The organism is Glaciimonas sp. PAMC28666 (assembly GCF_016917355.1).
In the GTDB taxonomy this organism is placed as follows: Bacteria; Pseudomonadota; Gammaproteobacteria; order Burkholderiales; family Burkholderiaceae_D; genus Glaciimonas.
On sequence record NZ_CP070304.1, the window covers coordinates 190,690 to 217,077 of the forward strand.

At 50.2% G+C, this 26,388-nt stretch carries 23 protein-coding genes and 3 tRNA genes; 4 read left to right on the plus strand and 22 right to left on the minus strand.

Going from position 1 to position 26,388, the window contains the following annotated elements; all coding sequences use genetic code 11:
* Positions 1-80: 80 nt before the first annotated feature.
* From JQN73_RS00790 to JQN73_RS00835, 10 genes are all read right to left on the minus strand, one after another.
* Positions 81-2,015 (minus strand): SurA N-terminal domain-containing protein, encoded by a 1,935-nt coding sequence (locus tag JQN73_RS00790; RefSeq protein WP_205321220.1) that lies wholly within the window; start codon positions 2,013-2,015, stop codon positions 81-83.
* A 79-nt stretch (positions 2,016-2,094) separates the two neighbouring features.
* A tRNA-Asp gene (locus JQN73_RS00795) sits at positions 2,095-2,171 on the minus strand.
* A 68-nt stretch (positions 2,172-2,239) separates the two neighbouring features.
* A tRNA-Val gene (locus tag JQN73_RS00800) sits at positions 2,240-2,315 on the minus strand.
* An 85-nt stretch (positions 2,316-2,400) separates the two neighbouring features.
* On the minus strand, positions 2,401-2,562 hold the full coding sequence (locus JQN73_RS00805; RefSeq protein WP_205321221.1) for an HU family DNA-binding protein: 162 nt from the start codon (positions 2,560-2,562) through the stop codon (positions 2,401-2,403).
* A 224-nt stretch (positions 2,563-2,786) separates the two neighbouring features.
* Positions 2,787-5,198: an endopeptidase La gene (lon, locus tag JQN73_RS00810; protein WP_205321222.1), complete on the minus strand. Its 2,412-nt coding sequence runs from the start codon at positions 5,196-5,198 to the stop codon at positions 2,787-2,789.
* Between the two features lie 234 nt (positions 5,199-5,432).
* Positions 5,433-6,704 carry an ATP-dependent Clp protease ATP-binding subunit ClpX gene (clpX, locus tag JQN73_RS00815; RefSeq protein WP_168052320.1) on the minus strand — a complete coding sequence of 424 codons (1,272 nt, stop codon included), beginning with the start codon at positions 6,702-6,704 and terminating at the stop codon, positions 5,433-5,435.
* Between the two features lie 261 nt (positions 6,705-6,965).
* Positions 6,966-7,592, minus strand: coding sequence for an ATP-dependent Clp endopeptidase proteolytic subunit ClpP (gene clpP, locus JQN73_RS00820; protein WP_304607799.1), 627 nt, complete (start codon positions 7,590-7,592; stop codon positions 6,966-6,968).
* 141 nt (positions 7,593-7,733) lie between these two features.
* Positions 7,734-9,086, minus strand: coding sequence for a trigger factor (gene tig / locus JQN73_RS00825; RefSeq protein WP_205321223.1), 1,353 nt, complete (start codon positions 9,084-9,086; stop codon positions 7,734-7,736).
* Between the two features lie 269 nt (positions 9,087-9,355).
* On the minus strand, positions 9,356-9,865 hold the full coding sequence (locus JQN73_RS00830) for a CreA family protein (protein ID WP_205321224.1): 510 nt from the start codon (positions 9,863-9,865) through the stop codon (positions 9,356-9,358).
* A 330-nt stretch (positions 9,866-10,195) separates the two neighbouring features.
* A tRNA-Leu gene (locus tag JQN73_RS00835) sits at positions 10,196-10,280 on the minus strand.
* A 428-nt stretch (positions 10,281-10,708) separates the two neighbouring features.
* Here JQN73_RS00835 and hpnC point away from each other — a divergent pair.
* From hpnC to JQN73_RS00855, 4 genes are all read left to right on the plus strand, one after another.
* The gene (hpnC, locus tag JQN73_RS00840) at positions 10,709-11,521 is read left to right on the plus strand and encodes a squalene synthase HpnC (protein WP_205321225.1); all 813 of its coding nucleotides are present in this window, start codon (positions 10,709-10,711) and stop codon (positions 11,519-11,521) included.
* A 233-nt stretch (positions 11,522-11,754) separates the two neighbouring features.
* Positions 11,755-12,588 (plus strand): presqualene diphosphate synthase HpnD, encoded by an 834-nt coding sequence (gene hpnD / locus JQN73_RS00845; protein WP_205321226.1) that lies wholly within the window; start codon positions 11,755-11,757, stop codon positions 12,586-12,588.
* 84 nt (positions 12,589-12,672) lie between these two features.
* Positions 12,673-14,073, plus strand: a complete 1,401-nt coding sequence (hpnE, locus tag JQN73_RS00850; RefSeq protein WP_205321227.1) for a hydroxysqualene dehydroxylase HpnE — start codon at positions 12,673-12,675, stop codon at positions 14,071-14,073.
* Positions 14,074-14,511: 438 nt separating this feature from the next.
* Positions 14,512-15,648, plus strand: coding sequence for an alpha-hydroxy acid oxidase (locus JQN73_RS00855; protein WP_205321228.1), 1,137 nt, complete (start codon positions 14,512-14,514; stop codon positions 15,646-15,648).
* A 43-nt stretch (positions 15,649-15,691) separates the two neighbouring features.
* On the opposite strand, the gene JQN73_RS00860 is transcribed toward JQN73_RS00855, so the two are convergent.
* The 12 genes from JQN73_RS00860 to tmk form a co-directional block, all read right to left on the minus strand.
* Positions 15,692-16,015: a cytochrome C oxidase subunit IV family protein gene (locus JQN73_RS00860; RefSeq protein ID WP_205323096.1), complete on the minus strand. Its 324-nt coding sequence runs from the start codon at positions 16,013-16,015 to the stop codon at positions 15,692-15,694.
* A gap of 9 nt (positions 16,016-16,024) precedes the next feature.
* Positions 16,025-16,753, minus strand: a complete 729-nt coding sequence (locus JQN73_RS00865; RefSeq protein ID WP_205321229.1) for a heme-copper oxidase subunit III family protein — start codon at positions 16,751-16,753, stop codon at positions 16,025-16,027.
* A gap of 88 nt (positions 16,754-16,841) precedes the next feature.
* Positions 16,842-17,513, minus strand: coding sequence for a bb3-type cytochrome oxidase subunit III (locus tag JQN73_RS00870; protein ID WP_370551289.1), 672 nt, complete (start codon positions 17,511-17,513; stop codon positions 16,842-16,844).
* Complete coding sequence (gene ctaD, locus JQN73_RS00875) at positions 17,510-19,288, minus strand: cytochrome c oxidase subunit I (RefSeq protein WP_205321230.1); 1,779 nt, start codon at positions 19,286-19,288, stop codon at positions 17,510-17,512. Before ctaD ends, JQN73_RS00870 begins: the two co-directional genes overlap by 4 nt.
* Before the next feature lie 88 nt (positions 19,289-19,376).
* Entirely contained in the window at positions 19,377-20,546 is a 1,170-nt protein-coding gene (locus JQN73_RS00880; RefSeq protein ID WP_205321231.1) for a cytochrome c oxidase subunit II, read from the minus strand.
* Between the two features lie 203 nt (positions 20,547-20,749).
* Entirely contained in the window at positions 20,750-21,253 is a 504-nt protein-coding gene (locus JQN73_RS00885) for a hypothetical protein (RefSeq protein ID WP_205321232.1), read from the minus strand.
* A 379-nt stretch (positions 21,254-21,632) separates the two neighbouring features.
* Positions 21,633-22,349: an ankyrin repeat domain-containing protein gene (locus JQN73_RS00890; RefSeq protein WP_205321233.1), complete on the minus strand. Its 717-nt coding sequence runs from the start codon at positions 22,347-22,349 to the stop codon at positions 21,633-21,635.
* Positions 22,342-23,136: a TatD family hydrolase gene (locus JQN73_RS00895; RefSeq protein ID WP_205321234.1), complete on the minus strand. Its 795-nt coding sequence runs from the start codon at positions 23,134-23,136 to the stop codon at positions 22,342-22,344. The genes JQN73_RS00890 and JQN73_RS00895 overlap by 8 nt, the downstream gene beginning before the upstream one ends.
* A gap of 186 nt (positions 23,137-23,322) precedes the next feature.
* The gene (locus tag JQN73_RS00900) at positions 23,323-23,838 is read right to left on the minus strand and encodes a GNAT family N-acetyltransferase (protein WP_205321235.1); all 516 of its coding nucleotides are present in this window, start codon (positions 23,836-23,838) and stop codon (positions 23,323-23,325) included.
* A gap of 34 nt (positions 23,839-23,872) precedes the next feature.
* Positions 23,873-24,250: a PilZ domain-containing protein gene (locus tag JQN73_RS00905; RefSeq protein WP_205321236.1), complete on the minus strand. Its 378-nt coding sequence runs from the start codon at positions 24,248-24,250 to the stop codon at positions 23,873-23,875.
* Between the two features lie 261 nt (positions 24,251-24,511).
* The gene (locus tag JQN73_RS00910) at positions 24,512-25,555 is read right to left on the minus strand and encodes a DNA polymerase III subunit delta' (RefSeq protein ID WP_205321237.1); all 1,044 of its coding nucleotides are present in this window, start codon (positions 25,553-25,555) and stop codon (positions 24,512-24,514) included.
* Positions 25,556-25,701: 146 nt separating this feature from the next.
* Positions 25,702-26,310 (minus strand): dTMP kinase, encoded by a 609-nt coding sequence (gene tmk, locus JQN73_RS00915; RefSeq protein WP_205321238.1) that lies wholly within the window; start codon positions 26,308-26,310, stop codon positions 25,702-25,704.
* Between the last annotated feature and the right edge of the window lie 78 nt (positions 26,311-26,388).

A 26,388-nucleotide genomic window follows, 5' to 3' on the forward strand; every position in this document is an offset into this window, starting at 1 on the left:
AATGCAGGGAGAACAAAAGCATAAAAAAAAGCCACTCAAAAGTGGCTTTTCCTAAAATACTTCGTGTGATGAACTCTGATTTACTTTGACGCCAAATTAGCATCGCCTGGGGCCGCGGCCACAATCGGCTTTAGTATCTTGGCCTTCGCTTTTTTCTTCAGCACATCCACATAAGCACTCATCTCCTGCTGCGCCAAGGCGGATGAAATCTGTTGCTGCTCGGATTGTCGACGAGCCTGATCTATCGTAGCTGGTTGCGCCACTTTACCGATACGATAAATTGCATAACCTTGATCAGGTAATGAAACACCAACAAAAGCAGGCAGTTTGGTCACATCCGCTTTCATCACCGCCTCAAATACATTCGGAGCCACACCTTGATGATTCGCGCGTGAGATTGTTTTAACCGGGGCAAATACAGTCATATCGTCTTTAGCCTTTAGTGCGGCAAACTTGGCTAAGCCAGCTTTTTCAGCAAGTGCGAACTCAGCTGATTGCATGACCTTGGCGCGGACCAATTCCTTGACGTCATCAAATGGCTGTTTCGTCACAGGCTTGTAACTAATCACATGCCCTGATATTAACGTGCTTGGCGCCACTTCAATTGCTGCGGTATTACGCTTGTTTTTTATTGAGCCGTCAGCAAACAAGGCTGTCAGAAATTTTTCGTTGTTATACACAGCCGTCGGTGGAAGCGCCGGATTTGGGCGACGCCCAAGGTTCGACGCCGTCTGCACAGAAAGTTTTAGCTTATCGGCAGCGGGCTGCAGGCTATTTGCCTGTTCGTAGACCGTATCGTTAAAGATATCTGCCATTTCCGCAAACTTCCTGGTTGCCAACTGTTTTTTAATCTCCGCTGATATCTCATCCCTGACCTGCGCCAGCGGCTTCACTTCCGCTGGTTTAATGCCGGTAAGCTGAATGATATGGTAGCCAAAATCTGACTCAACAACATCACTGATCTCACCCGTCTTGAGTTTTAACGCAGCGTCTGAAAATGGCTTCACCATCATGCCGTCACCGAAATAACCCAGATCGCCGCCATGCTCTGCGGAAGCAGTGTCTTGTGAATTCTCTTTTGCTAATTTAGCGAATTCTGCAGGGTCTTTACGCAATTGCACCAGCAAGCCTTCAGCCTTCGTTTTTGCGGCTGCTTTATTCGCGGCCGTATCATCTTTTTTAGTCGTAATCAAAATATGACTGGCGCGACGTTGCTCTGGCGTCGAATAGCGCGTCACATTTTGGTCATAATACGATTTGATATCAGCGTCACTCACGGTCACCTGCGCTTCGACTGCAGCACTATCGAGGACGATGTATTCCGCCTTGACCTGCTCTGGAATTTCAAATTGCTGACCGTTCTTGTCGTAATAGGCCTTTAGCATCTCGTCAGTGACTTTCACCTGAGAAGCGTAATCAGCAGTTTTGAACAATAACTCCTGCGTATCCCGTTCCTGATCGCTGATATTGGAGAACCGTAGTGCCAGCGACTTAGGAGCGAATGCAGTGGACTGGATAGCACCTGCCAGCTGCTGCAATGCCAGATCCTGACGCAACCCGGCTTCATACATTTTTGGTACAGTGCCTTGGGCTGCCAGCAGCGAGCGATATTTTTCGTTGTCAAACTTACCGTCGGTGCCGTGTAACTCTGGAATACCAAGCAGTGTTTGTTGCAACGTCAGGTCCGAAACCATCAAGTGCTCACGGTTGACTGCAGCCATCTGAGCACGCTGTGCGATCAGGTTATCCAGAACACCTTGTTTGGCTTCTGGCGTGTCGAACATCTTGGCATCAAACTGCGCGCCAAACATCTGTCGCATGCGGTCCATTTGCTGCCGTTGCGCCGCATCCAGTTCTTGCTGGGTTATCGTTTGACCAGCGACTTTTGCTACGGCATTGGCACTATCACCAAAGCTCGTGTAGCTCTGCAGACCGACAAGTGCAAAGGAAGGGATAATCAACAGCAGAAGCAGGAACTGCATCAGGCGTTGATGGGAGCGAATAAACTCAAACATAGTCAGCCAATCAAAGACAAGTTGCTAAAATGACTAGCAGATACGAAAAAAGGCGAACTTTCGTTCGCCTTTTCAATTCTGGCGGAGTGGACGGGACTCGAACCCGCGACCCCCGGCGTGACAGGCCGGTATTCTAACCAGCTGAACTACCACTCCTAAAACTACCTGTTGAAAAATTCAAAAAACTTTTCAAAGTTGAATACAACTATTTTTGCCTGACTAAATGGTGGGTGCTGAGAGGCTCGAACTCCCGACCTACGCCTTGTAAGGGCGCCGCTCTACCAACTGAGCTAAGCACCCGACGCTTCATATTCAAACCAAATGTGATTTAAAACTGAGGGCTAAGCTAGTCAAACATTTGACGTATGTCACCACGCCAAGAACGTTAGTTTACAGTATCTTTCGGTGCTTTGCCAAGTTTAAATTTAGGAACTTGCGCAATCCCGATCTCAATCACCCCTCCCGTACTTGAGTTGCGCCCACGACGGACTGCACGTTTCCCCAATGAGAAAATTCCAAATCCCATAATGTGACGGTATTTAACCATCCGGCCTTCTGCGTTTCAAGCAGCTTGCCCGGCGCGCATTCTGAGGTAGCAAAATTCACACTTAACACAGCAGGGTAAGGAATTTTTGGTAAAAGAAAAGCGCTCTGGTGAGCGCTTTTCTTAGTTTCAATACCGAAAAGACCAACTGCAAAACATCCTGACATTGAGAATAAACAATGATCCGCTATCGTTGCCTCAGTCTGAACTGGTCGATTAACACCAGATCAATGCTTCACTACTGTCGTATCTTTCTTATCGCCGGCTTTGGCGACCGCAGCATCAATCACTGCCTCGTCCTCGGTCAGCGGCACCGGTTGCCGTTCTAAAGCGACCTCCAGTACTTTATCGAACCAGCGCACCGGTACGATTTCCAGCTTATTTTTTATATTGTCAGGGATTTCCGCAAGATCCTTAACATTTTGCTCTGGAATTAAAACCGTCTTGATTCCGCCGCGATGCGCCGCCAACAGCTTCTCTTTCAAGCCCCCGATTGGCAGTACTTCCCCGCGCAATGTGATTTCACCCGTCATTGCAACGTCGGCCCGCACTGGAATTCCGGTAAAGATCGACACCAGCGCAGTAGCCATCCCGATCCCGGCAGACGGACCATCCTTAGGTGTTGCGCCTTCAGGTACGTGAATATGAATATCGGTTTTCTCGAACGCCTCGTTCTTGATGCCAAGCTTCCTGGCCCGACTACGCACAACTGTCCGAGCGGCTTCAATTGACTCTTTCATCACATCACCGAGAGTACCGGTACGAATGATCGCGCCCTTGCCTTGCATCGCTACCGCTTCAATCGTCAGCAACTCGCCACCGACTTCAGTCCAGGCCAGCCCGACAACCTGTCCAACCTGATTATCTTTTTCCGCGACACCAAAATCGTAACGGCGAACACCGAGGAACTTGTCGATATTTTTCGATGTAATGGCAACCTTTTTCTCCTGCTTTTTCAGCAGCAGAAGTTTCACTACCTTTCGACAAATCTTGGAGATCTCGCGTTCCAGGGAACGAACGCCAGCTTCCCGGGTGTAATAACGAATAATGTCGCGGATAGCACTTTCGGCGACACTAATCTCATCAACCTTCAACCCGTTATTCTTGATTTGCTTAGGCAGCAAATAACGCAATGCAATATTGGCTTTTTCATCTTCGGTGTATCCCGACAGACGAATCACCTCCATCCGATCCAGCAATGCCGGAGGAATATTGAATGAGTTCGATGTCGCGACAAACATCACATCCGACAAATCGAAGTCCACCTCGATGTAATGATCCGAAAACGTATGGTTCTGTTCCGGATCAAGCACTTCGAGTAACGCCGACGATGGATCGCCGCGGAAGTCCATGCCAAGCTTGTCAATTTCATCAAGCAGGAATAACGGATTGCGCACGCCGACCTTGGCAAGACTTTGCAAAATTTTACCTGGCATTGAACCAATATAAGTCCGACGATGACCGCGAATCTCTGCTTCGTCCCGAACGCCACCTAACGCCATACGGACAAATTTACGATTGGTTGCGCGAGCGATCGATTGACCGAGGGACGTTTTACCGACGCCTGGAGGGCCTACAAAACATAAAATAGGGGCTTTTAATTTGTCAACTCGCTGTTGCACGGCGAGGTATTCCAGAATACGTTCTTTGACTTTATCCAAGCCATAGTGGTCGCCTTCCAGTACCTTTTCGGCGTTAGCCAACTCATTGTTAACCTTGGATTTTTTCTTCCATGGCAAACCAACCAGCGTATCGATATAGTTGCGTACAACTGTTGCTTCTGCCGACATTGGCGACATCAACTTCAGTTTTTTCAGTTCGCTCTGGGCTTTCTCCAAGGCTTCTTTCGGCATCTTTGCTGAAACTATTTTCTTTTCCAGCTCATCCAGATCAGCGCCTTCTTCGCCTTCGCCAAGTTCTTTTTGAATGGCTTTAACTTGTTCATTCAAGTAGTACTCGCGTTGCGATTTTTCCATCTGACGCTTTACACGCCCACGGATACGCTTTTCAACCTGCAGGATGTCTAATTCACCTTCGAGTTGTCCAAGCAGATGTTCGTAACGCTTACCGACGTTGAAGATTTCCAGGATGACTTGCTTTTGCTCAAGCTTGAGCGGCAGGTGCGCAGCGATTGTATCTGCCAACCGCCCTGCATCATCGATTCCTGCCAGCGAAGTCAGGATTTCAGGCGGGATTTTTTTATTCAGTTTAACGTATTGATCAAACTGTTGAACGATGGCGCGGCGCATGGCCTCGACTTCAGCTTCGTCGCCAGACTCTGACTCAACTGGTGTCAAGTCCGCAACGAAATGCGTATCGAGCTCACTGATGCGATGAATGCGTGCGCGTTGTGCGCCTTCCACCAACACTTTTACGGTGCCATCGGGAAGTTTCAACATCTGCAGGATATTGGCAACGCAGCCGATTTCATAAATATCGTCAGCGGACGGTTCGTCTTTCGCGGCCGCCTTTTGAGCAGCGAGCATAATGCTCTTGCCCTGTTCCATCGCCGCCTCAAGCGCCTTTATGGATTTTGGACGACCGACAAACAGAGGAATCACCATATGGGGGAATACCACCACATCCCTAAGGGGTAATAGCGGCAACCGGGTTTGTTCAGTAACAGTAGAAGTTGTCATGGCGAGCCCTATCAAAGAAACTTATTATTGATGTTGGCACGAGTAGCCCAAACACAAGCCCTGAGTGAAACAAAAAATCCTCATTAAATTGTCATGAGACGATAAAAAAGCCACCCGCGAAGTTACCTTCGGGTGGCTTTACGATTGAAGCCAATTTATTTTTTATTCAGAAATTGTACTGCTTTTGTCCAAATAACGGGGTTTTTTGCCCAATTTTTACTATTTTTTACAAATTTATGACTTCGCACCCGCAACCTTAGGCTGATCGTGATAAATCATGAGCGGTTTAGCGCCATGCGTGATGCTATTTTCATCAATTACGACTTTTGAAACGTTCTTGTGACTCGGCAAGTCATACATTACATCCAGCAAAGCATGCTCAAGAATAGAGCGTAAGCCGCGCGCACCGGTCTTGCGTGCCAGGGCCTTCTTGGCAATCGCCTGGAGTGCAGCCGGGCGAATGTCCAGCTCCGCACCTTCCATCTGTAATAGCTTGGCGTATTGCTTAATTAATGCGTTCTTCGGCTCAACAAGAATCTGAATCAAGGCCGCCTCGTTAAGTTCGGTCAAGGTGGCGATAACCGGCAAACGACCAACGAGTTCAGGAATAAGCCCGAAACGTGTTAAATCCTCAGGTTCGGCATCGAGCAATACTTCACTGGAAGTGCGCTGCGTCTGGCTCTTTACGTTTGCTGAGAAGCCAATACCGCTCTTTTCCGAGCGTTCAGAAATAATTTTTGTCAGGCCATCGAAAGCACCGCCGCAAATAAACAGAATATTCGTAGTATCAACTTGTACGAAATCCTGATTTGGATGCTTGCGCCCACCCTGCGGAGGAACGGAGGCCATCGTACCTTCAATCAGTTTTAGCAAGGCTTGCTGAACGCCCTCGCCTGAAACATCGCGGGTGATTGATGGATTATCCGATTTACGGGTAATCTTATCGATTTCATCGATATAGACGATGCCCTTTTGGGCTTTTTCAACTTCATAATTGCAATTTTGCAGCAACTTTTGAATAATATTTTCTACATCTTCGCCGACATAGCCAGCTTCAGTTAACGTTGTCGCATCAGCAATCACAAACGGCACGTTCAAGGTGCGTGCCAGCGTCTGCGCCAGTAACGTTTTGCCGGAACCGGTCGGCCCTACCAGCAAGATATTACTCTTTGCCAGTTCGATATCGTCCTTTTTACCCAGATGCTTAAGGCGCTTGTAGTGGTTGTACACCGCTACCGCCAGGATTCTCTTGGCGGTTTCCTGACCAATCACATACTGATCGAGCAAATCACAGATTTCCTGCGGAATCGGCAATTCGGATTTTTGACCATCCAACGTTTCGACGCTTGAGGCCTCGTCACGAATAATGTCATTACATAGGTCAATGCACTCGTCGCAGACGAAGACCGATGGTCCCGCGATGAGTTTTTTTACCTCGTGTTGGCTTTTCCCGCAGAAGGAGCAATAAAGCAGTTTTTCGCCGCTGGAAGTTTTTTTATCAGACATAGGCCAATGTGTAGGTGATCATCAGTAAAGGGTGCCCGCAAAGTAATTGCGGAGTCGGGATATGACAAAATTAGTGCTAAGTCCACAATTCAGCGGTCACGTGGCGTTCAATCGATATTACCTGTGAAATACCAACTCGTCACGACGCAGACCAATTTAAATGACGTTCACGTCATTTTTCCGCTAAAAGGGGTTTAACGCATTCCAAAAGCAAAACGCCCGACCTGTTGGGGTTCGGGCGTTTTGTATCACACCCTGCTATCAGGCGCGCGTCGTCAGAACCTTATCAATCAGACCATACTCTACTGCAGCATCTGAAGACATAAAATTATCACGGTCTGTATCTTTGCCGATCTGCTCGATGGTTCTGCCAGTTTTCTCAGCAAGAATACCGTTCAGACGTTCACGCAGATACAGAATTTCCCGCGCTTGAATCTCGATATCCGAGGCTTGCCCTTGAGCACCACCCAACGGCTGGTGAATCATGATCCGGGAATTCGGTAACGAGAAACGCTTGCCTTTTGCACCGGCTGCCAACAGAAAAGCGCCCATCGATGCAGCCATACCAGTACATAACGTTGACACGTCAGGCTTGATAAATTGCATCGTATCGAAAATCGCCATTCCAGCCGACACCGAACCGCCAGGAGAATTGATGTAAAGAGAAATATCCTTTTCCGGATTTTCGCTCTCAAGAAAAAGTAATTGAGCAACGATAAGATTGGCGGTCTGATCATTGACCGGTCCAACCAGAAAAATCACGCGCTCACGCAGCAGACGTGAATAAATATCGTATGAACGCTCGCCACGACCACTTTGCTCAACCACGATAGGCACCATGCCAAGCATGTCTGTGTCTAGCGCTGAATTACGATGAAAGCCTGACATATTCTTCCTTATTGAAACGCACTCGGGACCTGCTCAGATTGCCACATACTATTCTCGCAGAAATTTATATAGCGCGTGATTTCTGCTCAGGTCCGTCAAGCCTACTAACTTAGCAAGGCTTAGTCTTAGTAAGGCTTAAATTTATGCTTGTTGTCCGTTGTTACCCATCAGCTCATCAAACGCGACCGATTTTTCAGTCACTTTCGATTTACTTAACACGTAGTTAACGACGTTTTCTTCTAAAACAAGTGCTTCAACTTCAGCCAGACGGCTGCGATCGCTGAAATAATATTTCAACACTTCTTTTGGATCTTCGTAGCTCTGAGCGAAATCTTCAACCTGGGCTTTGACTTGTTCAGCGCTTGCTTGCAGCTGGTTTGCTTTAACCACGTCTGCCAGAATCAAACCCAGTCGCACACGACGCTCAGCCTGAGCTGCAAACAGCTCTGGAGGAAACGGCATATTCTTGGTATCCATACCGCGCTGTGACATGTCTTGACGCGTCATCTCAACCAAACGTTGGACGTCCTGATCAATCAGCGCCTTTGGCACATCCAGTTCGCTGACCTTGATCAACGCATCCATCACGCTGTCTTTGTTCTTCGCCTTAACGCGGGCACCCACTTCGCGCTCCAGGTTAAGCTTGATATCTGCGCGCATCTTTGTCAGATCGCCGTCTTCCATGCCTAGCGATTTTGCAAAATCCGTATCAACTTCCGGTAGGTGCGCCCATTCCAGTTTTTTCAACGTGATGGTGAATTCTGCAGTTTTCCCTGCAACATCCTTGCCATGGTAATCGGCAGGGAAAGCAAGGTCAAAAGTTTTGGCTTCGCCAACTTTGAGTCCAATAGTTGCCGCTTCAAACTCTGGCAACATGCGGCCTTCACCTAATACGAATGCGTAGTCATCAGCTTTACCGCCAGCAAATTCCACGCCGTCGATTTTGCCAACGAAATCGACTGTTACACGGTTTTCATTTTGCGCGGCCAAATCACTGCCGCCATCGCCATGTTCGCCTTGTTCGCCCTTGACGTGGTAATGCACACGTTGTTTGCGCAAAATATTGATGGTCTTGTCGATTTCAGCATCGCTGACTTCGGCTTTAGTCTTTTCGACTTCAACTACACTTAGATCACCGATTTTGACTTCAGGATAAACTTCAAAGGTTGCCTCGAAAGCGATAACGCCATCAGGTACACCTTCGCTGGTTTTAGGTTCGATATTAGGGAAACCGGCAACGCGTAAATTGTTTTCGGTCGCTGCGTCGTTAAAAGCGCGGCCGACTTTGTCATTCAGCACTTCGTTTTCAACTTGAAAACCGTATTGGGCGGCGACCATTTTCATCGGCACTTTACCAGTACGGAAACCCGGTGCCTTGGCGGTACGAGCACGCACTTTCAGGCGTTTTTCAACTTCGGTTTGCACTTCAACCATAGGAATAGTTATGGTGAGGCGACGTTCAAGTTTGTTTAGAGTTTCGACTGCAATTGCCATGTGAATCGTCCAAAAATTTAAAATTCTTTGTTTTATATGTGTGACCTGAGAAGCCTGAATGACCAAAAACATCGTAAAAAAAATGCTTTCTGTCACTTATATGCCTAAATGTTGCCATTTATGCCTAGCTCTCGGCACGCTAAAGACCGATATTCTATACGTAAAACAGTTCCTTGCGCCAAAACCGCTTACTGCCCTGTCACTGTTCTTCGATGATCCGGTCCGGTGCGAGCTTAGCTCCCGTCCCAATCCCCGCAAAAAAGCTCAGGTTACTGCATCGGGATGGGGGTGGACGCTGGCACCGGCACCGCGGTAACACTGTTTTGAGGACTACCGTCCACTAATTTATCTGAGTATGTCAAATAGATCAATGTATTGCGCTTCGGATCCACAATACGCACGATATGCAAGCGCTTGAATAAAATCGACATTCGCTCGGTAAATACATCTTCTTGCAACGGCAGCTTGCCCGAAAAACGTACACCGGATGCTACCTGGCGACAGGCAATGGAAGCCTCGGCCCGGTCCTCGGCAAGTCCTACGGTTCCCTTTACGCCGCCGGTGCGGGCACGTGACACATAGCATGTCACACCTTGCACCTTAGGGTCATCGTAGGCTTCCACTACGACGCGATCATTGTGCCCAAGCCAACGAAAAGCCGTGCTGACTTCACCTACCTGTTCAGCCTGGGCTCGTGCATTATTTGCGAAACCGATATTGACGACGGCGATGACGACTGCGGGAATCAAGGCACTTAATATTTTAGTTTTAATTAGCATATCCATCTTTAAAAAGAAGGGAATACAAAAACGATCAAGGAGAAAAGTGGGCGTCGTCGCCGACCCGTGCCTCGGGGATACACCTTAATGGCAAAACTGGCTACGCAATGCCGTTGCGATCATTATCGCGACAAAAATACGCCAACGCCTCACGCAAAAGGCGTTCCAACGCAAAAATAAGTAAATGAATAAAGTAAATGAATAATCGATGCGCCCACAAAAAAGCCCTCACAAGAGGGCCATTTCGACATCGCACAACTAAATCAAGGCTTCATAACGTAAGTTATAAAGATCAATCAAGCACGCTACGATTATTTTTGTTGCTTTTTATGGTGCGGATAGAGGGACTTGAACCCCCACGTCTTACAACGCTAGAACCTAAATCTAGTGCGTCTACCAATTTCGCCATATCCGCGTCAAGAGGCCGCATTCTAACAAAGAGATGCGTGATGCGCCAGTTAATTATAAGAGCATTGCCCTGTTTTGTCCTGCCGCCAGCTTTCCAGACTTTCAAAGCGCCTCCAATATGCTTCGCCGTCGAAAAAACGCGCTAAAAAATCAAATTAAACGCAGCCCCTATTCTGCAGCCCACATTCCAAGATTCTCCCGTCGCATAAGGTTTCTCCCTAAATATCCTCGCCTACTTGTGTAGGATCACGGCTTTTTCCTTTATTATTCGAAGCTAAAAATGTATCCATAAAGAGCGGGAAAAGAAATTGCATCAGCTAAACAGTCGGCAAAGCCGAGCATATGGCTCTCCTCATATCACAGGCGCATCGATTTGATCGCCTATGACAACACTGAAACAACACTGAAAGTCTAAGCCCGCGTCTATGCGCCCCTATGCCAACTAATCATTACGAAAATTTTCCCGTTGCTTCAATCCTGCTGCCCGCGCGCTTGCGGCCCGCCGTGCAAGCAATTTATGCGTTCGCCCGTAGCGCAGACGATATTGCAGATGAGGGTGATGCCGGCGCCGAAGAAAGGCACGCCGCACTGAACGCGTACGAGGCGGCACTGGACCGAATTGAACAAAAGAAGCCAGCCGAAAATGCTTTATTTCAGTCCCTGGAAACAATAATCGTGGAATATGCGCTCCCGATAGCCCCTTTTCGGGCGTTACTATCTGCGTTTAAACAAGATGTGGTGACGTCGCGTTACGATAACTTTGAAGACCTGCTGGATTATTGCCGACGCTCCGCCAATCCGGTCGGGTGTCTGATGCTGCACTTATATGGCGCTGCGACGCCACAAAACATGCGCGACTCGGATGCCATTTGTTCCGCTTTGCAATTGATTAACTTTTGGCAAGACGTCGCCATCGACTGGAGCAAGCAAAGGATTTATTTACCGCTTGAGGATCTGCGACGCTTCGGGGTCAGTCAGGCCCACATTGCCTCTGCCGTCAATGACCGCGCCTGGCGTAATCTCATGCAATTCGAAGTCATGCGGGTACGCAAAATGATGCTGGAAGCAGCACCACTGGCGATACGACTTCCGGGCCGGATTGGATGGGAATTGCGCCTCGTCGTACAGGGAGGCTTGCGGATTCTGGAACGCATAGAAAAAGTTGATTACGATGTGTTTAGACATCGGCCGAAGTTGGGCAAGTTCGATTGGTGCGTTTTATTTTTTCGGGCCATTCGGATGCGTTAAAGAATACCTTGAAGAATGCCTTAAAGAATACCTCAAAGGTACTGTTACCATTTCTTGCCAATTTTGCTTTAACGGAAAGACTCAGTGGGCTAGAACCGATTTTTTCAGAGCATTACATTTGTTCTGTTCCACACACTCGGATAGCATAGCGACTTTGCGCACCACATTTGCAGTGACACTTAACCAAAACAACCCTTTGGGTTGCCCCGAAACAAGAATACCAAAGATCCTTCATGTCTCCTGACGACTACTGCCAGCAAAAAGCCGCCCAGAGCGGATCAAGTTTTTATTATAGTTTTCTATTTTTGCCAGCTGAACGGCGCCGTGCGATCACAGCGCTCTATGCATTCTGCCGTGAAGTTGACGATACGGTCGATGACTGTACCGACGAAGCGGTAGCCCGCACAAAGCTGATGTGGTGGCGTAAAGAAATTGCATCGATGCTGGCCGGTAACCCGTCGCACCCGGTGACCAAAGCTTTGCAACCGCATTTACTGACCTATAAACTCGATGGTCAGCACTTGCAAGCGATCATCGATGGCATGGAAATGGATTTAAATCAGACCCGTTATCTGGATTACCCCGGCCTCAAGCAATATTGCTGGCACGTCGCCAGCGTGGTGGGTATTTTATCGGCAAGTATTTTTGGTGTGACACAACCGCAAACCCTGCAATTTGCGGAAAAACTCGGACTCGCCTTCCAACTCACCAATATCATCCGCGATGTTGGCGAAGACGGTCGCAAAGGACGTATCTATTTACCGGTCAACGAATTGCAACAATTTCACGTCACCGCCGCAGACATATTGAACGCCCGACATAGTGAAAACTTTGAAAACCTTATGCGCTTTCAAGTCGCTCGTGCGCAACAAATGTATGACGAAGCATGTGCCTTGCTGCCGAAAGAGGATCACCGTGCCCAACGTCCCGGATTAATGATGGCCGCAATCTATCGTGCGCTACTCAACGAAATTGAGCGCGACGGATATCATGTGTTAAATCAGCGAATTTCACTTACGCCAATCCGCAAACTATGGCTGGCATGGAAGACGTATATCCGTGGCTAATTCGTTAGTTCCTATAGCCGCACGGGAGCCGCTGCCTGTCACATTTTTTGAATAACCAGTTGTAATAACTTAGCTCCGTCTGACATGCGTGCAAAAACACAAAACGTCGCCGTCATCGGCGCTGGTTGGGCTGGCTGCGCAGCCGCCGTGGCCCTCTCCGGAAACCAACATCAGGTAACCCTGTTTGAGGCCGGTCGCGTGCTCGGCGGTCGCGCGCGACGCGTGACCTCCAAAGTCTTCGAACCTATATTGAGCGTTAAAACGCCATTCGGTATCGCCGACGACCTCTCGGATCCGAGCCGTCATGAGATTTGCCACGACAATGGGCAACACATTTTGCTGGGGGCTTATAAGCACACCTTGCAACTGATGCAAAAGGTGGGCATTGATCCCAGGACGGCGTTACTGCGCCTGCCGTTGCAAATGTGTTACCCCGAAAACAGTGGCGGAATGACCTTTTTGACAAGATCCCTACCTGCGCCATTCCATCTTATGGCCGCCTTATGGCGCGCCGATGGGATCAACCGGGAAGACAAGATCGCGCTGGCGCGCTTCAATTCGGCCGCACGCTGGATGGGGTGGGAGCTGCATGACGATTGCTCTGTCAGCACATTATTAGAGCGATTTGATCAGACCTCGCGACTTATCCGATTACTATGGCACCCACTCTGTGTTGCAGCACTCAATACGCCGCCGGAACGCGCCTCGGCGCAAGTATTTCTGGCAGTGTTACGCGATAGCCTGGGGGCGCGTCGCTCTGCCTCTGACATGCTGGTACCGCGGGTCGACCTGAGCAGTTTGATGCCCGATCGTGCAGCCGCCTTTGTTACGCAGCAAGGTGGCCGCGTTCATCTCGGTTGCAACATCAAAAAGTTGCAACCAAACGGCGACGGTTGGCGCTTGAGTGCCAATGATTACGATGGCGATTTCGATGCGGTCGTCATCGCAACGCCCCCGGAGATTGCCGCCAATTTATTAGCCGAGCACGCTCCGCCCGAAGATACGGCGCTCCTCAAAAGCTTCGCATATGAACCGATTACCACTTGTTATCTGCAATACGCGGCGACGGTATCTTTGCCACGCGCTTTTTTGGCGTTGATAGAGGATGGTGCTAACGGTGATTGGGGACAATTTGTCTTTGATCGCGGTCAGCTTGATGCAACCCAAGCGGGCATGTTCGCGGTTGTCATCAGTAGTTCTGGCGCAGCAATCGCAGATGGTCATGGGTCCTTAATCGCAGGGATCACTGCGCAACTCGCCAAGGCTTTTAACCGGCCAGATCTGGCCCATCCGAACTGGTCCAGAGTCATCTCGGAAAAGCGCGCCACCTTCGCTTGTACTCCTGGCCTTGTTCGTCCTGACAATAGGAGTCGAGTAGCTGGCGTATGGTTAGCGGGCGATTACACTACCAGCGAGTACCCCGCGACGCTGGAGTCAGCCGTCAGGAGTGGAAACCGGGTGGCAACAGAAATTGATCTGATGTGATAGTCGGTAACCTACGCCCCCTCGTACGGCTTGTTGTCGCTTGCGGCTTCGTTCGGTAACGCTTATCACCCGCACCCACCGCACCGGAATCCTCAATCCACTCGAAGCAGGCTGAATTAAACTAAAACTTAACTCTTAGGCGAATCGACACCAGCCATTTGCCGGGAAAAGCAAAATCCGTCCAAAATCCCCAGAACCTCCTCGTCTCATCTGCTCTGCTTTTGCTCTGCTTTTGCTCTGCTTTTGCTCTGCTCTTACTCTACTACGAGCTGACTTGAAAACTCTTCATCTCACCCAACCATCATTTTCTCCCAACGCCGACCTGTTTTGCCCTAGGATAGCGAGAACTTGCATACCGGGGGTCATCCGACAGTTCTTGGTTGTACCCCATTACACCGAAACACACTTATTTACACCCACTCAATATACGGAGAAATAATGCCCGTCATCACCTGCATCGAAGATCTGCGCGTACTCGCACAGAAACGGGTACCAAAAGCTTTTTACGACTATGCCGATAGCGGCTCTTACACCGAAGGAACCTATCGCGCCAATACCAGTGATCTGGCCGCATTGAAATTACGCCAGCGCGTCGCGATTAACGTCGACGAACGCAGCACCGCCACGACCATGATCGGGGAAAATGTCGCGATGCCGGTCGCCATTGCGCCTACCGGACTGACTGGTATGCAATGGGCCAACGGCGAAATGCTGGGTGCTATAGCGGCTGAAAAATTTGGCATTCCGTTCACCTTATCAACGATGAGTATTTGCTCGATCGAAGACGTTGCCAGCGTAACGACCAAGCCATTCTGGTTTCAACTGTACGTCATGCGCGACCGTGGCTTCGTTAAATCGCTGATCGAGCGCGCCAAAGCGGCGAAATGTTCGGCACTCGTACTAACGCTAGACTTGCAGATTTTAGGGCAGCGTCATAAAGATATTAAGAATGGCATGTCAGTACCGCCCAAGTTAACCCTCGCCAACATCATTGATCTGGCGAGCAAGCCTGCCTGGGCCCTGCGCGCGCTGGGCGGTCGGAAAACCTTCGGCAACCTCGCGGGTCACGTCAAAGGAGCCGATGGCATTCTGACGCTGAGTAAATGGACTGCCAGCCAATTCGATCCGACTTTGTGCTGGGACGACATCGCCTGGATCAAGCAGCAATGGGGCGGCAAACTGATCCTAAAAGGCATTCTCGACGTAGAAGACGCTAAAATCGCCGCCGCCAGCGGTGCCGATGCGATCGTCGTCAGCAATCATGGTGGCCGACAGCTGGATGGAGCGGTGTCGTCCATTTCGGCACTGCCAGCCATCGTCGAAGCGGTGGGCGATCAAATTGAGGTATGGTTCGATGGGGGTATCCGAAGTGGTCAGGATGTCCTGAAAGCAGTTGCGCTGGGCGCTAAAGGAACCATGATCGGTCGCGCTTTTCTATACAGCCTGGGTGCGATGGGCGAAGCCGGAGTGACCAAAATGTTAGAGATCATGCGCCAGGAACTGGACGTCAGCATGGCGCTGACTGGCACCAAAGATATCAAGGATGTCGGCCTGCAAATACTCACGCGTACCTAATCTGCAAAAGACATTGTAAAAATTTCCCGCTGGGTGCCCGGGCTCAGCGGAAAAATATCAACCGCGTCAAAAAAGTGCTGTGCGCTTCCGTGGCCATGAGTATCACTAACACTAACAAGCACAGCGGCGGTACGAGAATGGCATATACCAGCGCCAAACGCTCCCACGCCATATGCATAAAAAAAGCCACAATCAATCCCGCCTTCAGCAACATCAGCAACAAAATCAAAGCCCATCTCAAATACCCATGCAGCTGCAAATAGTCGACCATATAAGAAAGTGTGCTGAGTACAAACAATAGTGCCCAAATTTTTAGATAAAGGCTGGTCGGATGCTGTTGTCCGGCGTGTGTGTTGTTCGTATCCATCATGGACTCTCACCAAAGATAAAATAACGCAAAGATGAACACCCATACCAGATCCACAAAATGCCAATATAATCCGGCAATTTCGACAATCTGATAATTACCGCTGCGTTCGTAACGGCCGAGTAATATCCGCACAGCAACCGTCACCAGATAAATCACGCCGATTGAAACATGCAGGCCGTGAAAACCGGTAATCATAAAAAATGTCGCGCCGAATTGCGGAGCGCCCATCGCATTTCCCCATGGCCGCACCCCCTCATTGACGATCAGATTAGTCCACTCAAACACTTGCATGCTGACAAAAGCAACCCCGAATGCGGCAGTGACCAACATCAAAATGGCAGCCCGAACGCGCTCGCGACGATAAGCGAAGTTCACCGCCATTGCCATGGTGCCACTGCTGCTAATCAGCACAAAAGTCATAATGGCGATCAGCAACAGCGGCACCGGCGTACCGTCGATATGCAGCGCAAACACTTCACTGGTATTCGGCCATGCTTGCGTTCCCGACATCCGCACCGTCATATAGCCAACTAAAAAACAACTGAATATAAAGGTGTCCGATAGCAAAAATATCCACATCATCGCCTTGCCCCAGGACACCTGAAAAGCCTCCCTGTCGGCCGACCAGTCATTTACCAGTTGGCGCCATCCCGATGGCGCTAGCGCAGGGGGTTTCAGCAACACCGCTTGCTGCGCTTTTGCGGTGTCGACTTCTCCTGAATTTGGTCCGCTCATTGGTCGACTCATATCGCACCTCGGTGAATGGGTCTTTTATTGACTGTTTTAATGGCTCTTTTATTTTGAGGGCTCTTTTATCTTAGCTTCAGCGCGTTCCACAGATCAAGCGCACCAGTTCCGGCGTCAACCAACCCAAAGCGGCGAACAGCACGATCCATACGAACAGTAGAAAGTCCCAGTAACGGCTACACAATCGGGCGCGCCATCGCAGTTCAAACATCGCGCTGTCCAGTCCTGCACCAGTGCGTGCAAAGCGCGCCGTTCGCAACCAACCGACCAGCCCACCCATGACGTGGGCCCCATGCATCGCCGTCAATAAATAAAAAAAACTCCCGGCCGGATTGCCCATTGCCGACACGTGGTTCCCTTGCAAAATCTGCCATGCCCATAGTTGGCACCCTAAAAAACCAAGTCCAAAAATCCCACCCGCGATAAAAAATCTACGTGCGCTGACTGCTCTCGCGGCAATGCTTGCACCGTGTAACATCAGGCTCGTCACTACCAACAAACCCGTGCTGATCCACAACTGCCACGGCATCACAATAGGCGACCAGTCGCTCCCGTCCATACGCATCACATACGCCGCCAGGAACAATGTGAATAGCGCAGTCGCCACGCCAATAAATACCCACAATGCCACACTCATGGCGGCAACTTTGGTGACCGGTGTATTTCCTCCCCGCTGCATGATCCGGGCAGAACCAAGCCGGGGGCCGGGACCGCGCTTCTTGATTTTCAACGTATTGGAAGAACTCATGCCAGCGCTCCTTTTCGGAGCACTGGTGGCGAAGGGTCCGCTGCTGGCGTTGGCGGCGCGTTTTGCGCTATAAAATCCTCTTCCTCGCCAGGAAGGCTATAAGCATATGCGCCCCGATACACTACAGGAAGTTGCTCGCCCCAATTACCATGCTCAGGCGGTGTCTGCGGCGTCTGCCACTCCATAGACGCGGCGCGCCAGGGATTCGAATCCGCTCGTTTGCCTCGGAATGCACTCCACACCAGATTAAATATAAAAACGATCTGCCCAACCGCGACCACCAACGCCACAAGAGTGATGAAGACGTTTAACGTCTGTGCTGAAGAGGGAATAAATTTATACCCCTGAAATACGTAATAGCGCCGCGGCATACCTAGAATACCGAGATAATGCATCGGAAAAAATATCGCATAGGTGCCAATAAAGGTGATCCAAAAATGTATTTTTCCGAGTCGATCATTCAGCATCCGTCCGGAGACTTTTGGAAACCAATGATAGATACCGCCAAAAATCACCAGTAGCGGTGACACCCCCATGACCATATGGAAATGGGCAACGACGAAATAGGTATTTGATAGCGGAATATCAACGCTGACATTGCCTAGAAATAAACCGGTCAGTCCGCCAATCAGAAAAGTGCTGATAAAAGCCAATGCAAACAGCATCGGCACGGTCATGTGGATATCACCATCCCACAATGTCAGCAACCAGTTATAGACCTTGATCGCCGTCGGAATCGCGATGATTAAGGTGGTAGTGGCAAAGAAAAATCCGAAATAGGGATTCATGCCGCTGACAAACATATGATGCGCCCACACCACCACGCTTAGGACACCGATCGCCAGTATCGCCCAGACCATCGTGCGGTAGCCGAAGATACTTTTTCGCGCGTGGACACTGATCAGATCGGATACGATCCCGAATGCTGGCAAAGCGACGATGTAGACCTCAGGATGCCCAAAAAACCAGAACAAATGCTGGAACAACAGCGGACTGCCACCGTTGTAATTGCTGGCCTTACCCATTGACAGCAGCGCGGGCATGAAGAAACTGGTTCCAAGCGTGCGATCCAGCAGCATCATGATGCCGCTGACAAACAATGCAGGAAAAGCCAATAACGCTAAAATGGTCGCCACGAAAATGCCCCAGACGGTCAGCGGCATCCGCATGAGCGTCATGCCTTCGGTACGCGCCTGCAAAACGGTGGTGACATAATTCAGCCCACCCATGGTTGCCGCAACGATGAAAATCAACAACGACACCAGCATTAAAATGATGCCCCATTCATAGCCCGGTGTTCCCGGCAAAATTGCCTGCGGGGGATACAGCGTCCAACCTGCCCCCGTTGGACCGCCTGGAACAAAGAAACTCGCCATTAACACGATCACCGACACAAAATAGGTCCAGACACTCAACATGTTCAGGTAAGGAAACACCATGTCACGCGCTCCCACCATTAACGGAATGAGGTAATTACCAAACCCGCCTAACAGGAGCGCAGTCAACAGATAGATCACCATAATCATGCCGTGCATGGTCATGAACTGATAGTAATGCGTCGCATCAATACCGGGAAAGCGGCCGGGGAATCCAAGTTGCAACCGCATCAAATTGGACAGCACCACGCCCACCAAGCCTGCGAGGATTGCAATGCAGGAATACTGGATGGCAATGACCTTATGGTCCTGGCTCCAGACATATCTCAACAGGAAGCTTTGTGGCGCGTGGTGCGCGTCAGACGTCTGGTGGACACTATGTTCATCGGTACTAGCCATAGACTTCCCCGTTGAATGCTTGCGACGCGGTCGCGCCGGATACCATAGCTGCTTTGTAATTGCTTGTTAGTTGCTTATTGAATGCTCATTAATTGCTTTCGGATGCGGTTGCCGCCTGGTTTTGAGGTGAGCCCTGCGGCGGTGTACCAAATGATTTGATATAGGCGACCAGCGCCGTCAGCTCCTCATCGGTCATCTCAATCTTCGGCATGATGGGAGTGAAACCTTTTACGATGTGAGCCGTCGGATTGCGGATAAAATTTCGTAAATAAGCCTCATCCACCAAAGCGGTGCTGCCGTTTTCCATGGTCTCCGTCTTGCCGAATAATCCTTTCCAGGTGGGACCAACCAAAGGATTTCCATCGACCGTGTGGCAAGAGATACAGGCCTTCGACGCGGCAAGTGCCTTCCCTTGCGCAACAAGCCCGGTGACGGTACCCGGCACACCCGCATTAACGGTCGGATGCGGCATCATGGAAACCGCAAACGTCGGTTGACCCTGTAACCACCTCTGGAAACTGGCTGCGTCCTCGACCACGACATAACCGCGCATGTTGGCGTGGCCGATTCCACATAATTGCGCGCATAAAACTTCGTAACGTCCAACTTTGTTTGGCGTGAACCAAAACGAGGTCACTGTTCCGGGAACCATGTTCATTCTTGCGCGGAACGGCGGAACATAAAAATCGTGCAAGACGTCCTGGGATCTCAGCACCATTTGAATCGGATAATTCACGGGCAAGTGCAGTTCGTTACTATTGATCAAAATATTGCCGCTGCCGGCACGATCGGCTGGATCAATACCAAACGGATTCGCTGCGCTGACCAAGCCCACATTGGTTCGGCCAAACTTTCCACCGGCTCCAGGGAAACGAAAACGCCATTGCCACTGCTGACCCAGCACCTCAACCTGCATCGCATTTTTTGGAACGTGCACAAAATCGGCGTACACCAGCAACCCGGGCGCCAGCAACGCAATGATGCCAATCGTGGTGATACTAATCAGCCACAGTTCGAGTTTTTTATTTTCTGGTTGATACGCGGCGCGCCGACCTTTACGATGACTGAAACGCATCAACATATAGACAAGAAATAGATTGAGGAAGATAAAAACAAAACCGGTAATGACCAGCGTAATCGTCAACGTATTGTCCATCTGCTGCCAATTGGAAGCCAGCGGCGTTGCCTTCCATGGACTAAATATTTGGAAAAGTACGCTTAGATCAACCAACGCGATAAGTACGACGGCCATTGTCATATCTATCCTCTTCACTCGCCGCAAACTCAGGACGAACGCTCGTCGGAAAGCCGATCAAGCCGACCGGATTCGAGGTGATCGGATGCCATTAATTCCACTGAACGCAGGCGTTCTAATTGCGCCGAGTGAACGGATTGCACCGATTGCACCGATTTTGTCAGTTACGATCAGGACCTCAATCGCTATCCTGATCGAGCAAGAAATTAGAGACGTCGGTTTCCCCGCTCCAGAGTCCAATAGGCGCCCGCCGAAACCATGCCGAAAATCACGTGCGTTATCAAAGCTGGCCAGCCCCGCATGTCGGTGAACCAGATGAAGATTCGGGACATTCCATAAAAGTTGAATGCGTACAACAGCAAGCCGAACACGGCGCCCGTGGCAAGTATCATGGCCCTGCTCGAATCGAAATGAAATGGCGCAATAATGCCGCATAAAACCAGGCCAAATACGATGCCCAGCACATAATGCGTCACCAACGCCGTAGCTACCACGGCCACGCTGAAATCACTGGATTGCAGGACGTCCGGGCCCATTACGATGGCGGATACCATATGGGATATCGCCCATGGGCTGGATCGTCCGATCAGCGCCGACCATAGCAACTCCAATACCATCACCACGGCACCACTAACGAAACCGGCAACCACCGCCGCCATCCAGTCCGGTGCACGCGATTCCAGGTGATGCGTGTGCATGTGAAGTTCCATAACACCCTCCATGAGAAGGATCGGCGCGCAAGGATGACGCCAATGTGAGCAGATCGCTCATCGAGCCATGTTGAACGTCTGCAGGTTCTGCTGAGTTCAGTGTAGTACAAAAATGATAACATGCAAAAGAGTCTATACGTTGCAGCGCATTCTACGGACAGTGTTCGGAATTAAAGAGAAGATGGTCGGCAACAACGAAGAAACCTCTGCGAACGTCTCGATCGGGACTGCAGAAATAATGAGAACAACCGGCGGCGCTTGCACTTGGCTCCCGGAAGGATATCCGGAGCAAGATAAGAGGACGAAGACTTGGAGGAAGACTTAGAGGAAAGAGGCTAACGAAACAGTGGGCGAATAGTGTGGCCCGAAAAAATGCGTTTTATTTCTGACTCGCTTTGTTCAGACGTGAGGTCAATCCATCCGCGATATCCTCGTGATCGAATTTTCTGGCGAAATCAATTGCGTTCATTCCCACATCGTTCTTTAATCTTGCATCCGCGCCTGAATCAAGCAATAACTTGACGGTGAGAATTTTTCCTTCACGCGCAGCCATCATCAGCGGCGTCGTCTGATTCGGCGACCCGGCATCAATATATGCCGACGCATCCAACAACAATTGCACAATTTCATCGTTACCTATCGCTGCGGCGTAATGCAGCGCGGTCCAGCCGGTGGTGTTTGGCTCAGCTTCTTTCGCCAGCAATGATTTTACTGCAGAAACATTTCCTTTATACGATGCGACCATCAGCGCCGTATCGCCGTTGCGAGCGCGTAGATTAAGGTCTATTCCACGCGCATTCAACAATACCTCGAAGGAGTTCATCGATTCTTCGCGGATCGCCAGCATAAGTCCGGTTTCGCCACGTTTGCTCTCAACAACATTCGGATTCATTCCGGAGGCAAGTAATTTCGGCAAGCGACGATAATCATTCATTTGCACCAGCTTGAAAAACTCATCGGAGTTTGCGGCCGAGTTTGCTGCAAAAGTTGCGCCAGGCAAAGCACCCAACGTCACTGCCAGAGCAATGCCAGCCAGGCTCGACAACAACAGACGACGTGAAATTATGGCGCTGACCCTATTATCGAATTTAAGCATGTGCGGTCTCATCAGGAAGTTTGAATAACGTGAAGAAATTATCAGTCGTTTGTTGCGCGACCTGCGCCAGCGGCAGCCCCTTGAGGTTCGCAAGATACTCCGCCACGTGCACCACGAATCCCGGTTCGTTCATCTTGCCGCGCTGCGGGACCGGCGCCAGATACGGAGAATCGGTCTCTATCAAAATCCGCTCCATTGGAACCGCCAGGGCAACGGCTTGCAAATCTTTTGCGCTCTTAAAAGTAACAATACCGGAAAAGGAAATATAAAATCCCATCTCGATGGCCGCCTCCGCCACCGCTAGCGACTCGGTGAAGCAATGCATAACACCGCCCACACCACCAGCGTTGGTACCCGCACCCTCTTCCCGCATAATTTTTATCGTATCTTCGGACGCCGCACGCGTATGGATAATTAATGGCTTTCCGGTTGCGCGCGACGCCCGGATATGGCGACGAAAACGCTCCCGCTGCCACTCAAGATCACCTTGCAACCGAAAATAATCAAGACCTGTCTCGCCAATCGCTATGATTTTTGGATGATCGGAGAGCCGGATCAAATCATCAACTGTAGGTTCTGGGGTGTCTTCATAGTCAGGATGGACACCGACCGAAGCATAGATATGAGGATAGGTTTTCGCCAATTCCAGCACTTGTGGAAAATCGGGCAGGTCCACTGACACGCACAATGCGTGCGTTACTTTATTCTGCGCCATCTTAGCCAAAATTTCCGGCATCTTAGCGGCCAATTCAGGGAAGTTAATATGGCAATGTGAGTCGATGTACATAGTTTGAAGATGGGTAAAGAAAACGTATTTGCAGGATAAAACAGGCTGAGCGCGACACCTTATATGTCGCTCCCCAATAGGACGCGCCCCTTTAGGACCGACTACTAATTTTGGCTGGCCGCTATGCGGTAATTGTATGATCACATTGCCGCCATGATGACATAGCAAATTTAGGCGACCCGAAATTCAGGCGACTCGTTTACCCAAAATCACTAAATCGCGCTCAACACCATCCAGGGTTGCCACTCGCGGCATGTTGGCCCACCGCTCAAAACCGAATATTTCAAATAATTTCAAGCTAGGCGCGTTATGACCAAAAACAAAACCAAGCAAAGTATGCACCGCGACGTGCGGCGCATATGCGATGGCCTGCTCCATTAAATAACGGCCTATCCCTTTGCCACGCGCAGTTTCGTGGATATAAATCGAAATCTCTGCAGTTCCTGCATAAGCCGGGCGACCGTAGAAGTCTGAATACGACAGCCAACCCAGAATCTCCGTGGCTGCCTTCCCGTCCCCGTCCTGCTCAACCACCCATAACGGGCGCAGCGTCGGATTATGATGATCGAACCAGGCTTGCCGCGACGCAACCGATACCGGTTCAGTATCTGCCGTGACTTCACGCGACGCGACGGTACTATTGTAAATCGCAACGATCGCGGCCAAATCTTGTTGGGTTGCTAGTCTATGGTGATATTTCATGGTGAATTTGATGTGAGATGACGAATATGTCGGTTTATAAAGTATGTGTTGGTCGACTGGAACTAAGAGCGGAGCCCAAAATTTCTTCGACCCGCATGCGCAAACGGCGACCGCCATCATCATCGGGGAATTGCACGCCAATCCCTTGCGCCCGGTTGTTATTGGCACCGGATGGTGTAATCCAGACGACCTTACCTGCAATCGGATATTTCGTCGGATCTTCCATTAAAGAGAGGATCAAATAAACTTCATCCCCAATTAAATGCGCCTTGTTGGTCGGTACGAATACCCCGCCGCCGTTTAAAAAAGGCATATAAGCCGCGTATAAAGCAGATTTTTCCTTAATCGCCAGGGACAAAACCGAAGGCCTTGCTACTTTAGCACCGCCACCACCGATTGAATTTTCTGCCATATGCCTTCCATTCTAAATATTCAACATCCACTTTTACAAGATGCACGATATCTATTTGCGCTATCTGCACTAACCATTCGCCAATTGAAGTACGCAAGGCAGATGCAAATCTTATGCAACGATAGCGCAAAAACCGCACCATTTTCACCCAAGCTTCGCGCCAGTTTCCGCCACTATCATACCGCCTCCTTCAATAATTCCGGATAAACGCTAACAGAAGAAAGGTTAAAACCATGTTCAATAAATTCTCACACCGATGATTTAAGCGAATATTTTTGCGTAATCCAACAACATATCTTCAATGAAAAGGCGCGCCGATAATGGATGCTCAGCAATCGCCCTTCGTTCATTGCAGGCCTTCAGTCCACGTAGCAAATCACCGGTTTGGGCCCGCGCCGTCAACGCTGCCAGGGCTTTTTGATAACGCGGATAATAACGCACCGAATTCGTCATTTTCAGCGAAAACAAATCATAGAGCCAACGCTGCTGCCAGCCGAGCAATTCCACCACCGGCGTTTTCTGCAAACGTTCTGCGCACTTCAAAGCGCCTTCTATTCCAGGCGCACTCAGATATGCCAACAGTTCATTGATCAGTTCGCGCCCCTCGCTTTGCGACTGTGCCTGCGCCGTCAAAGGAGCGCCGCCTTGTTCGGACAGCCACATGTCAGCATCCGCTACGCCTTGTTGCTGCAGCCATGCCAGAGCGTCTTGCCGGGAAGGAACCGGCATCGGGAATTTACGACAGCGCGACAATATGGTCGGCAGCAATCGATCCAGGCTATTTGAAATCAGCAAAAATACAGTGTTCGGCGGCGGCTCTTCCAACGTCTTGAGTAGCGCGTTGGCTGAGGCGGCATTTAACGCCTCCGCCGGATACAGCACCACCACGCGCTGACCCTGACGGTGGGTCGAAATATTCATAAATCCGGCTAACGCACGAATCTGGTCGATTTTAATTTCTTTCGACGGTGCTTTAGTCGACTTTGCCGTTTTCTTGGCGTCACTGCCCTCTTCGGCTCCGTCGCCACCGTCCCGCGCATCCTCATCCTCCAGGATTTCCGGGCGAACGCGCCGATAGTCTGGATGGTTTTGCTGCACAAACCAACCACACGATGGGCAGGCACCACAGGCATGACCGTCCGCCAGCGGTTGATCGCAGAACAAAGATTGTGCGAACTGCTCGGCAAAAACCGTTTTACCGATTCCCTCTGCGCCATGAAACAGAATGGCATGGGGCATACGGGCCCGCATGTCCTGCAGTTGCTGCCAGGCATCGCTTTGCCAGGGGAGTATTAAATTACGCATTTGTATAGCTCATTGGTATAACTCATTCACTTAACAATCGCTCAGTGTATTAATTTATTGGTCAGGTAAAAACTTACTAACGCTACTCTCCTGCTGTCCTGCTGTCCTAACCATCACAAAACTCGAAGGGAATCGGAATGGTGCCGTTACAGTGCCCCGAGAATCTGTTCCAGCGAGGTCTGAATGTCGGCTATTGAACGGGTCGAGTCAATTATGCGGAACCGCGCCGGAAATTGCGCTGCGCGACGCAAGTACTCCGCGCGCGTGTCAGCAAAAAAAGTAACCTTTTCCTGTTCGAACCGATCCAGCTCGCGGGTGGCGTCCAAACGTGCGCGCGCGACTTCCAGGGGCACGTCAAACAGCAAGGTCAGGTCAGGCTGTAAATGGGGGTGGACCCATTGCTCCAAAACGTCAAGTTTTTCCAGAGCGAGCTTTCTGCCCCCGCCCTGATAGGCAAACGTCGCATCAGTAAATCGGTCAGAAATGACCCAATCGCCACGTGTCAGGGCCGGCTCAATAACCTGCGCCAGGTGCTCACGACGGGAGGCAAACATCAGCATTGCCTCAGTCTCCAGATGCATCTTTTGGTGCAGGACCAATTCACGCAAGGCCTCCCCAAGGTCAGTACCACCCGGCTCACGGGTAGTGACGACACCCAGCCCACGGCTACGCAATAGCGCCGCCACATAGCCGATGTGAGTTGATTTTCCCGCACCATCGATGCCCTCGAAGGTAATAAATTTCGCAGACGTCATAGATCCCTAAGCATTTCTGTAAGTAACCTCAGTTTAACCGAGCAGCAGCGGTAACGCGCTATTCAGTGCCTTGTGGAA

Coding starts and splice junctions, on each gene's coding strand:
- JQN73_RS00805 (WP_205321221.1), bottom strand. CDS start 2,562: ATGGTTAAATACCGTCACATTATGGGATTTGGAATTTTCTCATTGGGG.
- clpP (WP_304607799.1), bottom strand. CDS start 7,592: ATGTCAGGCTTTCATCGTAATTCAGCGCTAGACACAGACATGCTTGGC.
- JQN73_RS00830 (WP_205321224.1), bottom strand. CDS start 9,865: ATGCTAATTAAAACTAAAATATTAAGTGCCTTGATTCCCGCAGTCGTC.
- JQN73_RS00855 (WP_205321228.1), top strand. CDS start 14,512: ATGCCCGTCATCACCTGCATCGAAGATCTGCGCGTACTCGCACAGAAA.
- JQN73_RS00880 (WP_205321231.1), bottom strand. CDS start 20,546: ATGACAATGGCCGTCGTACTTATCGCGTTGGTTGATCTAAGCGTACTT.
- lon (WP_205321222.1), bottom strand. CDS start 5,198: ATGACAACTTCTACTGTTACTGAACAAACCCGGTTGCCGCTATTACCC.
- JQN73_RS00910 (WP_205321237.1), bottom strand. CDS start 25,555: ATGCGTAATTTAATACTCCCCTGGCAAAGCGATGCCTGGCAGCAACTG.
- hpnC (WP_205321225.1), top strand. CDS start 10,709: ATGCCAACTAATCATTACGAAAATTTTCCCGTTGCTTCAATCCTGCTG.
- JQN73_RS00860 (WP_205323096.1), bottom strand. CDS start 16,015: ATGGATACGAACAACACACACGCCGGACAACAGCATCCGACCAGCCTT.
- clpX (WP_168052320.1), bottom strand. CDS start 6,704: ATGTCTGATAAAAAAACTTCCAGCGGCGAAAAACTGCTTTATTGCTCC.
- ctaD (WP_205321230.1), bottom strand. CDS start 19,288: ATGGCTAGTACCGATGAACATAGTGTCCACCAGACGTCTGACGCGCAC.
- JQN73_RS00790 (WP_205321220.1), bottom strand. CDS start 2,015: ATGTTTGAGTTTATTCGCTCCCATCAACGCCTGATGCAGTTCCTGCTT.
- JQN73_RS00900 (WP_205321235.1), bottom strand. CDS start 23,838: ATGAAATATCACCATAGACTAGCAACCCAACAAGATTTGGCCGCGATC.
- tmk (WP_205321238.1), bottom strand. CDS start 26,310: ATGACGTCTGCGAAATTTATTACCTTCGAGGGCATCGATGGTGCGGGA.
- hpnD (WP_205321226.1), top strand. CDS start 11,755: ATGTCTCCTGACGACTACTGCCAGCAAAAAGCCGCCCAGAGCGGATCA.
- tig (WP_205321223.1), bottom strand. CDS start 9,086: ATGGCAATTGCAGTCGAAACTCTAAACAAACTTGAACGTCGCCTCACC.
- JQN73_RS00885 (WP_205321232.1), bottom strand. CDS start 21,253: ATGGAACTTCACATGCACACGCATCACCTGGAATCGCGTGCACCGGAC.
- JQN73_RS00895 (WP_205321234.1), bottom strand. CDS start 23,136: ATGTACATCGACTCACATTGCCATATTAACTTCCCTGAATTGGCCGCT.
- JQN73_RS00905 (WP_205321236.1), bottom strand. CDS start 24,250: ATGGCAGAAAATTCAATCGGTGGTGGCGGTGCTAAAGTAGCAAGGCCT.
- hpnE (WP_205321227.1), top strand. CDS start 12,673: ATGCGTGCAAAAACACAAAACGTCGCCGTCATCGGCGCTGGTTGGGCT.
- JQN73_RS00865 (WP_205321229.1), bottom strand. CDS start 16,753: ATGAGCGGACCAAATTCAGGAGAAGTCGACACCGCAAAAGCGCAGCAA.
- JQN73_RS00870 (WP_370551289.1), bottom strand. CDS start 17,513: ATGAGTTCTTCCAATACGTTGAAAATCAAGAAGCGCGGTCCCGGCCCC.
- JQN73_RS00890 (WP_205321233.1), bottom strand. CDS start 22,349: ATGCTTAAATTCGATAATAGGGTCAGCGCCATAATTTCACGTCGTCTG.